At 72.1% G+C, this 12,180-nt stretch carries 10 protein-coding genes; 3 read left to right on the top strand and 7 right to left on the bottom strand.

Going from position 1 to position 12,180, the window contains the following annotated elements:
• Window positions 1-5: 5 nt before the first annotated feature.
• Window positions 6-914 carry an NADP-dependent oxidoreductase gene (locus tag ACK1X7_RS04115; protein ID WP_385157905.1) on the bottom strand — a complete coding sequence of 303 codons (909 nt, stop codon included), beginning with the start codon at window positions 912-914 and terminating at the stop codon, window positions 6-8.
• Window positions 915-1,476: 562 nt separating this feature from the next.
• Between ACK1X7_RS04115 and ACK1X7_RS04110 the strand changes: the two genes are divergently transcribed.
• The 3 genes from ACK1X7_RS04110 to ACK1X7_RS04100 all read left to right on the top strand — a co-directional run bounded on the left by ACK1X7_RS04110 (window position 1,477) and on the right by ACK1X7_RS04100 (window position 4,801).
• On the top strand, window positions 1,477-2,361 hold the full coding sequence (locus ACK1X7_RS04110; protein ID WP_413114641.1) for a LuxR C-terminal-related transcriptional regulator: 885 nt from the start codon (window positions 1,477-1,479) through the stop codon (window positions 2,359-2,361).
• A 95-nt stretch (window positions 2,362-2,456) separates the two neighbouring features.
• Window positions 2,457-3,062 carry a GOLPH3/VPS74 family protein gene (locus tag ACK1X7_RS04105; RefSeq protein ID WP_390795850.1) on the top strand — a complete coding sequence of 202 codons (606 nt, stop codon included), beginning with the start codon at window positions 2,457-2,459 and terminating at the stop codon, window positions 3,060-3,062.
• Between the two features lie 161 nt (window positions 3,063-3,223).
• Entirely contained in the window at window positions 3,224-4,801 is a 1,578-nt protein-coding gene (locus ACK1X7_RS04100; RefSeq protein ID WP_385156374.1) for a class I adenylate-forming enzyme family protein, read from the top strand.
• 137 nt (window positions 4,802-4,938) lie between these two features.
• Here the strand turns inward: ACK1X7_RS04100 and ACK1X7_RS04095 are convergent, their stop codons facing one another.
• From ACK1X7_RS04095 to ACK1X7_RS04070, 6 genes are all read right to left on the bottom strand, one after another.
• Window positions 4,939-6,213, bottom strand: coding sequence for a cation:proton antiporter (locus ACK1X7_RS04095; RefSeq protein WP_413114640.1), 1,275 nt, complete (start codon window positions 6,211-6,213; stop codon window positions 4,939-4,941).
• Between the two features lie 13 nt (window positions 6,214-6,226).
• Window positions 6,227-7,717, bottom strand: coding sequence for a cytochrome P450 (locus tag ACK1X7_RS04090; protein WP_413114639.1), 1,491 nt, complete (start codon window positions 7,715-7,717; stop codon window positions 6,227-6,229).
• Window positions 7,714-8,847 carry an alpha-hydroxy acid oxidase gene (locus tag ACK1X7_RS04085; RefSeq protein ID WP_385156365.1) on the bottom strand — a complete coding sequence of 378 codons (1,134 nt, stop codon included), beginning with the start codon at window positions 8,845-8,847 and terminating at the stop codon, window positions 7,714-7,716. The genes ACK1X7_RS04090 and ACK1X7_RS04085 overlap by 4 nt, the downstream gene beginning before the upstream one ends.
• A 9-nt stretch (window positions 8,848-8,856) precedes the next feature.
• On the bottom strand, window positions 8,857-10,461 hold the full coding sequence (locus tag ACK1X7_RS04080; protein WP_385156362.1) for an NAD(P)-binding domain-containing protein: 1,605 nt from the start codon (window positions 10,459-10,461) through the stop codon (window positions 8,857-8,859).
• A 183-nt stretch (window positions 10,462-10,644) separates the two neighbouring features.
• A complete protein-coding gene (locus tag ACK1X7_RS04075; RefSeq protein ID WP_361513519.1) occupies window positions 10,645-10,839 on the bottom strand; it encodes a ferredoxin in 195 nt (64 codons plus the stop codon).
• Between the two features lie 33 nt (window positions 10,840-10,872).
• Window positions 10,873-12,102, bottom strand: coding sequence for a cytochrome P450 (locus tag ACK1X7_RS04070; RefSeq protein WP_413114638.1), 1,230 nt, complete (start codon window positions 12,100-12,102; stop codon window positions 10,873-10,875).
• Between the last annotated feature and the right edge of the window lie 78 nt (window positions 12,103-12,180).

Raw genomic sequence — 12,180 nt, 5'->3', positions numbered from 1 at the left:
GCCCATCAGGGCCGCAGTACGAGCTTGCCGCGGCTGTGGCCGGTCTCGCTCTGCTCATGGGCCTCGGCGGCGTCCGTGAGCGGGAAGCTCCGCACGACGGGCACCCGCAGCCCGCCCTCCGCGGCGAGCCGGGCGTAGCCGGCGATGGCCTCCAGGGGGCGGTTGCCGCCGCCCCCGGAGAACGTGACACCGAGATCGGCGGCCGCGGGGTCGGCGATGGTGACGATGCGGTCGGTCGTGCCGCCCCGCAGCTCGATCGAGACGGGCAGGGCACCCTGGCCGGCCGCGTCGTAGACGGCGTCGACACCACCCGGGGCCACCGCGCGCACCCGGTCGGCCAGGCCCTCGCCGTACGCCACGGGGATCGCGCCGAGCGAGCGCAGATAGTCGTGGTTGGCGGGGGAGGCGGTGCCGATGACGGTGGCGCCCCGGGCCACCGCGAGCTGGACGCCGACCCCGCCGACCGCACCGGCGGCCCCGTGCAGCAAGAGCGTCTCGCCCTCCGCGAGCCGCAGCAGGTCGAGCACGCGTGCCGAGGTCTCGGTGGCCACCGGCAGCGCGGCGGCCGTCTCCCAGTCGAGCCCGTGCGGCTTGGGCGCGACATCGGTGGCCAGGGCGTACGGGGCGTAGGCGCCGGTGTCCGTCCAGCCCAGTACCTCGTCGCCCACCGACCAACCGGTGACCCCCTCGCCGACCTCGTCGACTATCCCGGCCGCCTCCGTACCGGGGATCGCGGGGAACGCGGCCGGGCCCATCTGCGGCATCCAGCCACGGCGGATCTTGTAGTCGATCGGGTTCACGCCGGCGGCCATGACCTTCAGCCGCACCTGTCCGGGACCCGGATGGGGCTCCTCCGTCTCCTTCAGCCGCAGCACCTCGGGGCCGCCGTACTCCTCGTAGACGATCGCCTTCATGTCTCTCACTCCCGTCAGCCCGTCAAGAGGGCGTTTGTACCGACAACGCCATCCTCGGCCGGGACATGCCCCTCCCCGGCCGTTCCTCCGGCCAGTTCCGCCTGGCCGAAGGAACGGCCGGGGCCGCGAAGAGGGCCCATTACGCTGACGGACATGGACCTCACGGCCGCAGTCGATGTGATCCGGGCGCCCCTGGGCGAGATCCTGCCGCGCCTGTCGGACGCCCTCTCCGAGGCGATTGCGCACCGGGCGCTGGCCGAGCTCTCCGGCAACTGCCCGCATTCACCGTTCAAGACCCATGGACACCCGCCCGGCGACCCCGGATCCGCCATCACCACCGTCGAGATGGCCGCCCTCTCCCCGGCGGCGCGCGCCGAGGGAAGCTGGCAGGGCCGGGCGCGGATGGCGGGCGCCGAGGTGCCCGTACTGGCCCTGTACAGCGACGCCACCGCGCGGGGCGCGCTGCTCGTCCTCGTCCTGACCCAGGAGACCCCCGTCCCGGCCGGATCCGTGGCGGCCGCCCGTGCCCTGTGGGACCTGGTGACCGCCGCACCGCGACCGGATGGCGGTAGAGGCGGTCCCCGGGACGCTGGCCCAGTCGCGGGCCGCGGCCGCGGCCCGGGCCACGGCCATCACCGAGCTCGTGGACGCCCACGGCGCCGCCCTGTCCGCCCCGCTCGGCGTGTTGCGCCGGCGCGATCTGGACGACCCGACCGCCCGGGCCCGCGCGGTGGACCTCGCCGTCACCGCCCTGGCCGAGCTGCGTGACCGCACCGACCGGGATCAGGCGCTGGTGGAGGAGTCGGCCGGGGACGCCTTCGCCCGGCTCGCCGAGGCACTGCGCCCGGTGCTGCGCGAAATTGCCGTACGGCTCGACCTGGGCCCGCCCGGCACCGAGGAGGGCGCCGACCGGCTGCTCCCCGCCGATGTGGCCAATACGGCCCGCGCGGTGGTACAGGCCGTGGTGCACGCCATGCTCGACGATCAGGGCCCGGGCCAGGACGGCGCGCCGCGCCCGGTGCGCCGCGTCCACGTCGGCTGGAAGGTCGGCGACGGCGAGTTGCGCGCCACCGTACGGGACGACGGCCCCGGCGTGCTGCGGCGGACCGCGCTGGACGCCCGCCGGGTCGGCGAGCGGCTGTCCGCGCTGGGCGGGCGGCTGGACGTGGACGCGGTCCCGGAGTGGGGCACCATGGTGACGGCCACCGTGCCGCTGGGCCCGCCGCAGCCGGCCCGCAAGGATCCGCTGTACGTACTGGGGGCGCGCGAGCTGGAGGTGCTGGAGCAGTTGGCCCGCGGGCGGCGCAACCGGCAGATCGCCCAGGAGCTGCACATCAGCGAGTCGACGGTGAAGTTCCACGTGGTGAACATCCTGGAGAAACTGGGGGTCACCTCGCGTGGCGAGGCCGCCGCGCTGGCCCACACCTGGGGTGCGACCGGTTCCTGAGCGGCCGGTGACAGGGCGGACACCGCGGGACACGTCGGCGGACAGCCCCGCCCTTGGGACGTATCGTTGCTGAGGGACGGCGAGCGGAGCGTTTCATGACCACACCGCGGGACCTGTTGATCGTCACCTTGGACGTGGCGCCCATGCGCCCCCTGGAGCGGGGCGATCTGTCGCTCGCGCTCGCGGGAGCCGAGCTGATCGACCTCCTCGACGCCGAAGCGCTCGGCATCGAGGACGACCGCATCGTGCCGGGCCTGTGCCCGCCGACCGGGGACCGCCTGCTGGACGAGGCCGCGTCGTCGTTCGTCGGCCGGCCGCCGTACGAGCCGGTGGGCGACTGGCTGTGGCGCAGAGGCCGCGGTCTGTCCCCGGCCTATCTGGACGCCCTGGAGTCCGCGGGACAGATCACCCGGCGACGCCACGGCTGGCTGCCGCTCCGCGCCGGTGAGGCGGTGCCGGTGGACTCGGCCGCCCGCCGCCACGCGATGGACCGCTGGGCCTCCGACGAGCCAGTCCTCGCCTCTCTCGCGGCGGCCATCGGGGTCCGCGAGCAGCCCGCCGGAGACGCCGCGGGCGCGGCCGGCGACGCGGCCGTGACCGTGCTCGCCGCCGTCAACGACGCCGTGATGGAGCTGGAGGCCGAACGGCAGCGGCGGGCCATCGAGGAAGCGGCCTTCGACAACATCTGGCGCGGCGAATGACCGTGTGACGGGGGCGGGCGCCGGGAGCAGGGGCGGCCGCCGCCGGGTGCGCCGCACCGCCGCCGATGAGCCCCAACTCCGGCCCCGGGCGGGCCGTGCCACCGTATCGTGTCGGGTGATCCACCACGTCCCATTGGGCACACCCCCGAACGGAGACGCACATGGACACCTCAGCCGGAGCGCCCGGCCGCAGAACCCCCCACGGCGACGCCGAGCCCGTCCCCGCGCCCTTCCCCCAGGCCCTCATCGACGCCTTCCGCGCACAGCCGGAGCCGCCCGCCTTCGAACACCGGTCGCGCGTCGTGCCGCGCGGCGAGGTGCTGGAGCTGATCGGCCGGTGCGCCGACGGACTGCGGGCGGCCGGACTCGGCCCGGGGCGGTCGGTCGCGGTGGCCACCGATGTGACGCCCGAGGGCTTCGCCGTGCTGATGGCGGCCTACCTGCTGGGCTGCCGGGTGACGGGGCTGCGGCCCGGCATGACCCCGGCCCATCTCGTGTACGTCCTCTCCGACGGAATCGACGCCCTGGTGGCCGACGAGACCGGTGCGACCCCCGAACTGCTGGACGCGGCGGGCGGGGTGACCGTGTTGCGGCTGGGCCCGGACCTCCTGGCGGCCCACCCGAAGGCCACGGGGGAGCTGACCGCCCAGGGCCGTTCCGAGGACATCGCCATGGTGACGCTGACCAGCGGCAGCACCGGACGCCCCAAGGGCTGTACGCAGACCTACCGTTCGCTCGCCCTCAACTGGGCCTGGCAGCCCGCGCGTTGGACCGAGCGGACGGAGCGGCTCGCGGCGGGCTATGAGCGATATCTGCTCTTCGGCACCCTGACCAGCGCGGTGATCTTCGAGCATCTCGGGGTCTGCCTGCTGGGTGGCGGCACCGCCGTCATCCCCGATCCGCCACTTGTCTTCCCCCAGGTCTTCGAGCGCCACCGGATCACCGCATGTCTGATGACCGTGCCCCGGCTGCACCATGTGCTGGATGTGCTGCGCACCGACCGCGTCGACACCGGCAGCCTCCGGGTGCTGCTCGTGGCCGGTTCCCCACTCGCCCCGCACCGGCTCGCGGAGGCGGCCCGGAAGCTGGGCCCGGTGGTCCACCAGGGTTACGGGCAGACGGAGACCGGCATGCTCAGCCTGCTGACCCCGCACGACCTGGCCCAGTGGCCGGACCAGGTGTACGACTCGGTGGGCCGGGCGTGGTCCGGGGTGGAGCTCGGTGTCCGCGACCTCGAGGGCCGGTCGGTGCCCACCGGGGCCACCGGCGAGATTTGGGTGCGCACCGACTCCGCGATGGCGGGCTACTGGAAGGACGAGGAGCAGACCCGGGAGGTCCTGCGGGCCGGGTGGGTGCGCACCCGCGATATCGGACACCTGGACGAGCACGGCTTTCTGCGGCTGACCGGCCGGGCCCGGGACGTGGTCATCGTCAACGCGATCGTGCACTACGCCGGGGCGATCGAACGCGCGCTGGCGGCCCATCCCGATGTCGACCAGGCGTATGTGGTGGGCGCGCCCGACGAGCGCACCGGCGAGGCCGCGCACGCCTTCCTGGTCCCGGCCGACGGCCGTGCGCCGGACCTCGACGCGGTGCGCGCCCTCGTCGCGGCGGAGTTGGGGGAGGCGAGTGTCCCCGCCACGGTCACCGTGGTGGCCGAGGTGCCCGTGGCACCGAGCGGCAAACCGGACAAGCGGGCGCTGCTTTCGCGGGTCGCCGGGCCGCTCGGGACGGTGTGAGGGTGCGGCTCCGCCCGTTCGGCGGGGGAGCGCCGGTACCCGCCGGGCCGGGGGCGGCCGTCCACCCCGGCTGACGCACCGCGACGTCCCGGCAGGCCCGTGGCATGCCGGGACGTCTCCCGTGCGGAGGGTGGCGCTCAGCCCCCGGCCGGCACCGCCGCCGCGGTGCCACTCGGTTCCCCGGCCGCCGACTTGGCGTCCCGGCGGTCCAGCCAACTGAGCACCGGGACCGTCATCACCGTGGTCACCAGCGCCACCAGGACCAGCGCCGCGAACAGCTCATCGCCGACGATCCCGGCCGACAGCCCGATGTTGAGCGCGATGAGCTGCATCAGCCCGCGCGCGTTCATCAGGGCGCCGACCCTGACCGCCACCGCACCCGGCTCCCCGCACAGCTTGGCGGCCGCCCAGCAGCCGCCGAACTTTCCGGCCGACGCGACCACGACACAGGCCGCGCCGAACGCCATCACGGCCGGGTCGGCGAACACATCGAAGCGTGTGTTCAGACCGGAGTAGGTGAAGAACATCGGCACGAAGATGACCTGGGTCGCGCCCTGGACGGTCCGCACCACCCGCTCGGACGCCTCGTGGCGGGGCATGGCCAGCCCGATGGAGAACGCCCCGAAGACGGCGTAGAGCTGAATGGTGTCGGTGAACCAGGCGCCGCAGAACAGCACCGCGACCGTGAACAGCAGCCGGGTCTCGTCGCTCAGACCCGGACTGGTCACGATCCATGCCAGCAGCCGCCGCCCGACCAGGAACAGGACGGCCACGAAGAGCAGCGAACCGCCCAGCGCCTTGACGATCGGGCCCGTCTTCTCCGAAGCCACGCTGAGCACCCCGGCGAGCAGGAGCCAGGCGGCCGCGTCGTCGGTGGCCCCCGAGGCGAGGGACAGCGAACCGTGGCGGGTCCCGGACAGCCCCCGCTCGGTGATGATGCGGGCCAGCATCGGAAAGGCGGTGATGGCCAGGGCCACTCCGACGAAGGCCGCGGTCACCCACACCGAGACCCCGTCGACGAAGATGCCGACATGGCCATGGGACACCAGGGTCAGCCCCACGCCCAGCAGCAGCGGGACCACCACCCCGGCGGCGGAGACCGTCACCGCGGTTCCGGCCAGCCCCCGCCCGGCGTGGGCCCGGAATTCGTAGCCCGCGTGGAACATCAGCGCCACCAGGCCGATCTGCCCCGCCACGTACAGCACCGGCTTGAGCTCCGGCGGGAAGACCGCCTCCGAAGCGCCCGGCGCCACCAGCCCGAAGAGCGACGGGCCGAGCACCACACCGGCGATCATCTCCCCGACCACCGGCGGCTGGCCGAACCGGCCCGTCACCAGCACCACCAGACGGCAGGTCAGCAGGATCACCACGGTGGCGATGAAGAAGGCGGGGGCGAGCTCTGTGGGAGTCATCGTCTCACCCTCCTCATCGGTGGCCGGCGACGGCGGGCGCGGCGGCGGAGTCGGCGGACGCGGTGGCGAAGTAGCTCCGGCACAGCCCCTGGCGCCGGGCGTCCCACACCATGTAGCCACCGAGCACCAGTTGGGTGAGGCTGCGGGGGATCGCCCCCCACCGGTCGCCCAGCCGCATCCCCGCGAGCCTGGCCGCCCGCCTGGCCGGTCCCCAGGCCGCCGGGGTCCGCCCGGTGGCATGCGGGATCAGCAGACAGGGGCCGCGGCTGGGCAGCGACCGGGTGTGCTCGGCGGTGGACGCCAGCCGGAAGCGCCGCAGGACCTCCTCGGCCGCGACCCGCATGGTCAGCACGGCGAAACCACGGGCCGGACAGGGCCGGTTGGCGGTCACACCGAACGGGATGAAGGCGGCGGGCCGGGTGTCCGCGGACAGCCAGCGGCCGGGGTCGAACCGCTCGGCTGCGCCGGCCCCCGACCGCTGATACTCGGGGTAGTTGAACAGCAGGACCGAGCCCGCCGGTATCGGGGGTCTCCCGGCCCTGGGGATCTCCCCGGTGGTGATGCGGTGGGCCACACCGAACAGCGGGAAGTGCTGGAGCGTCTCGTTGATGACATGGTCCAGATAGTCGGCGTCCTCCTCGCCGGACAGCAGCCGTTCCTGGACCGGCTGATGCGTGGCCAGGGCCAGCAGCAGATGGGCCATCGCCTCCGACGTCTGCACCACGGCGGTGTTGAAGAAGGTGCCCTGAAGGTAGTACGCCCGCTCCCGCTCGGTGAGCAGCGACGGCAGCGGCACCGGCGGGGGAGCGCTCGCCAGCCGCTCGCGCAGATACGCGGTGAGCCGGTCCCGCCGGTCCATATGGCGCAGGCTGGTGCACTTCAGGGCGCTGACCACGTCCTCGGCGTTGCCGACGATGAGATCCCGGACCCGGCGCGGGCACGGTTCGCGGAAGACCACCTCGTAGTAGACCTCGGCCCACACCGGCATCATCAGATCGCGCAGTCTCACCCGGTGCTCCCGGGTGCCGAACCCGCCGCTCCCTTCGTCGAGTTCATCGAGCACCCGCCGGGTGCAGCGGCCGACCAGTTCGGTCCACCGCTCCCGGGAGAGCCCGGCGAGGATCTGCCGGGTCGTCCTGGCCACCTCGTCGTACCGGGGGCCGGGTTCCAGATGCTCCTGGTGGACCTCGGGACCGGGGGCGAGCCAGTACCAGAAGAGATCGGACAGGGCGGCGCCCCGGCTGCGGCCGTTCGCGGCCGGATGCCCGTAGACCCGCTTGAACTCCTCGACGGGCACCTCACGGCCGGGCGCCGGAATGCCCTCCTGACCATTCACGCGGGCGAACAGGCGCACCCGCAGGGCGGTCACCAGCCGGGGCAGCCAGTACGGCAGGCCGGCCGTCAGCGCCACGGCCGCCGCACCGGCGACCGGCCATCCGGGGCGGCTCGGCCGTCTGGCGAGGCTGGGCCGTCTGACACCGCTCGGCCGTCTGACGCCGCTCATGAGACCGCTCCACCGGGCCGGGCGGCGTCCGCGCCGACGCGGGGGAGCGACGGCGGTCCCCAGGCCGGGGCGCGCACCAGATCCGGGGTGAGGTCCTGGACCCCGGAGGCGCCGCACAGCGCCAGGGCGTGGTCCAGCTCCTCGCGCAGCAGCTCCAGCAGCCGCCGTACGCCCTTCTCGCCGCCCTCGGCCAGGGCCCACATCACCGGCCGGCCGATGCCCACGGCGCACGCGCCGAGCGCCAGCGCCTTGACCACATCGGTGCCCCGCCGCACACCGCCGTCCAGCACGATCGGGATCCGTCCGGCGACCGCCGCGTGGATCTCCGGAAGGAGTTCGATCGTGGCGGGTACGGTGTCCAGTTGACGGCCCCCGTGGTTGGACAGCAGCAGCCCGTCGACACCATGGCGCACCGCCAGCCGGGCGTCCTCGGGGTGCAGGGCGCCCTTGAGCAGGATCGGCAGCGAGGTGAGGCCGCGCAGCCAGTCGATGTGATTCCAGGAGATCTCCGGTGACATGGCGATCGGGCGCACCCGGTCGCCCTCGCCCGGATCGGCCATATGCTCGCAGCGCAGTCCGGCCGGCAGGTCGAGGAAGCCGTTGCGCAGGTCGCGCTCGTGCGCGCCGCGCACCGGGGAGTCCACGGTGACCACCAGCGCGGTGCACCCGGCGTCGGTGGCCCGCCGCACCAGGGCCCGGGTGAACTCCAGGTCGGGCTGGAGGTAGAGCTGGAACCACAGGGGCGCCGGATCGCCATCCGCACCGGCGCCACGGGTGGCATCCGCGATGGCCTCCACCGCCACCGTGGAGGCCATGCTCACGATCATGATCGCGCCGGCCGCCGCGGCGGCACGTGCGGTGGCCAACTCACCGTCGTCGTCGAGGAGTTTGTGGAAGGCGGTCGGTGAGAGCAGGACCGGCGTACGCGCACGGCTGCCCAGCACCGTGATGTCCAGCGCCCGCTCGGTGTTGCCCCGCAGCACCCTGGGCAACAGCCGCAGCCGCCGGAACGCCTCTTCATTGGCCCGTACGGTGATCTCGTCCCCCGCGCCACCGGCGATGAAGTCGGCGTGCACGGGATCGAGTCTCGTCCGGGCGGCGGTTTCGAAGTCCTGGACGGTCATCAGCATGGGGCGGTGTCACCGCCCCATGCCGGTGGGCCGTGCGTCCAGCTCACGCGCGAAGAACTCGACCAGCGGGGCGTGGTGGACCTTCGGGTGGTTCCACTCGTTCTCCAGGTTCTCGGCCATGTGGTGGGTGCCGAGGAGTTCACCGCCCCGGAAGTGGCGGAGCACCGGATGCAGATAGGAGGCGTCGAAGGCGTCCCCGACCGAGTTCTGCGCCGCCCGGCGCACCGTGATGTCGAAGGGGTCGACCTTGTCGTGGTCGGGGCCGTACTCCAGGGTGACGAGGAAGTAGTCGGCGCCCGCGGTCAGGGAGCCTTCATGGGCGTAGGCGACCGGCACCTCCTCGTGGTAGCGGCTCTGGCCGCCGTCCGTCGTGACCAGCAGGTCGCCGATCACGCCGAACTGCTGCCACAGCGCGGAACTGCGGTTGACCCGCGCCACCACGGCGTCCGCCAGCGCGGACGGATCGGTGGGCAGTGGCTCGTGCGGCCAGGGCCGGTCATGGTGGCGTTCGTCGAGGACGCGGCTCAACGCGCGTACGGCGTAACGGAATCCATGGATGAAGCCGCTGGTGGACTTCTTGAAGTCGCGCTGCTGGGTGAGGGTGCCGGCGAAGTACAGACCGGGCACGTTGACCGACTCGTACGCCGGTGTGAGGGCCGCGAAGCGGTCGTTGATGACCAGCTCGGGGCGGCATTCGGGGTCGAACGGCGAGGCGTCGAAGCGGAATCCGGTGCACACGATGATCCGGTCGTAGGTCAGCTCCTTCACGACCTCGTTCGCCCGGGAGAAGCTGAACCGCACACGGTACCGGCCGCCGTCGCCCGGCTCCTGCTCGATCGACAGCACATTGCCGTCCAGCACGGCGTTCTGCGATTTGAGCTGGTAGGTGTCGAGGAAGTTGTTGTTGACGGCGCGCAGATGGCCCACGTAGTGGGTCTTCCACGCGAGCCGCAGGGAGTGCGGTCCGGCCACATGGATGACGGCGGCCGTCTCGATGAGGTTGTCGGCCGTCTCCAGCGCGGAGTTGCCCTTGCCGAGGATCAGGACCCGCTGGTCGATGAAGTCGTCGGGGTCCACCGAGACGGTGGGGTAGTCCTCGGTGGTCTCGATACCCGGTACATCGGGGATATGGGGGAGGCTCACTCCGGTGGCCATCACCAGCCGGTGGCTGTGGTGTTCCTCGCCGTGCTGATCGGTGACGGTGAAGCCGCCGTCGTCGCGGCGGATCCGCACCGCCCGGGTGTCATAGGCGATGTCGAGGCCGAACGCCTCGGCGAAGTCGGCGAGATAGCGCACGAAGTCATCGGCCTGCGGGAAGTAGCGCTTGGAGTAACGGGTGAACAGCAGCTCGGGATCCGGGGACAGCAGCGAGTTCCAGTCCATCCGGAGGTTGAACTCGGGGTCGTCGATGCCGGTGTGCACCTTGTTGCTGGAGATCAATTGGCGGTGGCGGGGGAACGTGCGGAAGAAGGTGCCCGGCCCGCTTCCGGCTTCCAGGATCCGGTAGCGATGACCCGCCGCCCCCAGCAGTTGCCCGAGCTGGAGCCCGGCGGGGCCGGCGCCGATCACCAAGTAGTCAAGGGGGCCGGAAGAGTGGAGAGATCGATTGTGCACAGTGCCTTCCTTCCAGGAGCGCGATGCCGTGGGAAAGCCGTGACAATTTTCTTTAATTCTCAATAACCACTTTAGTGAGCCGCCGTCAACTTCAACAACAACGAAAACAGGCCAGTGAGATCGTCGGCGGAGGCGGATGAGCCCGCCTCCGCCGACGACATCACGGATGCCCGGGCGCGGTCGTCAGTCCTGGATCTCGATGGCCAGGGCCGGACAGACGGCCGCGGCGTGCCGGACGTCCTCGGCCTGCCCGGCCGGGGGCTCGGCGTTGAGCAGCACCACGACGCCGTCCTCGTCGCGCTGGTCGAAGACCTCCATCGCGGCGACCACACACTGGCCGGAAGCGACACACTTGTCCTGGTCGACGGTCACCTTCATGAGCTTCTCCTTTTCATGAGCTTCTCCTTTTTGTCACCAGGCCACGGGCAGTTCGTAGACGCCGTAGACGGATCCGTCGTGTTTGAACGGGATCCGCTCCAGCTCGATGGCCGGCCGCAGCGTGGGGATGCGGCGGTAGAGGGTGTTGTAGACGACCTGGAGCTCCATCCGGGCCAGTGGCTGGCCCAGGCACTGGTGCACCCCGAAGCCGAAGGCCACATGGCGGCGGGCGTCGCGCCGCAGGTCCAGCCGGTCGGGCTCGGCGAACACCCTGGGGTCCCGGTTGGCGATGTCATTGGCCAGGATCAGCCCCTCGCCCGCGCGGATGACCTCCCCGCCGATCTCGATGTCCGCCATCGCCACCCGGCGCCGCCCGCTGTGGGTGATGTGCAGATAGCGCAGCAGCTCCTCCACCGCCGAGGAGATCAGCTTGGGGTCGTCGGTCTCGCGCAGCAGGGCGAGCTGATCGGGGTGTTCGAAGAGGGCGAGGGTGCCGAGCGCGATCATGTTCGCGGTGGTCTCATGTCCCGCGATCAGCAGCAGCACACCCATCTGCGCCGCCTCGTCGCGGGCCAGCTCGCCCGCCGTGACCCGCCCGGCCAGTCCGGACAGCAGATCGTCGAGGGGGTGGGCGATCTTCTCGGCCATCAGGTCGTCCAGATAGCCGATCAGGTTCCCATGCGCGGTCGACCGCTGCTCGGGCGTGACGTTCCGATTGATGATGACCTTGCTGTTCTCCTGGAAGAAGTCGTGGTCGGCGTAGGGCACTCCGAGCAACTGGCAGATGACCAGCGAGGGCACCGGCAGGGCGAACGCCTCCACCAGGTCCACCGGGTTCGGACCGGCCAGCAGCTCGTCGATCAGATCGTCCACGATCTTCTGCACACCGGGCCGCATCGCCTCCACCCGCTTGATGGCGAACGGCGCCGTCACCATCCGCCGCAGCCGGGCGTGCTCGGGGTCGTCCTTCAGGATGAAGCTGACGCCGGTGCCTCCGGGCGGCATCGGGGCCTGCCGGGGATAGCCGGGCCGGTTGATGTCGGCGCTGACCCTGGCGTCGCCCAGCAGGGCCCGCTGATCGGCGTACCGGGTCACCAGCCACGGAGTGCTGCCGTCCCACAGGCTGACCTTCGCCAACGGGCCCTCCTGCTGCATGTCCCGCAGCCCCGGGGGCGGGTCGAACGGGCAGCCCGCCGCCCTGGCCATCGGAAACTCCGGGGCCCGCGCGGCGTGTTCGTCCACCGGATTCACTGTGCTGGTCATCGCTCCCTCAATTCGTTGAGGCGTGTGGTGGAACCCCCGTTGTCCCCCGACGGCCCGTATGGACCGCTGATGTGCGGA

The organism is Streptomyces sp. CY-1 (genome assembly GCF_047218265.1).
Taxonomy (GTDB): Bacteria; Actinomycetota; Actinomycetes; order Streptomycetales; family Streptomycetaceae; genus Streptomyces; species Streptomyces niphimycinicus.
This window is presented reverse-complemented; position numbering and strand designations above follow the sequence as displayed.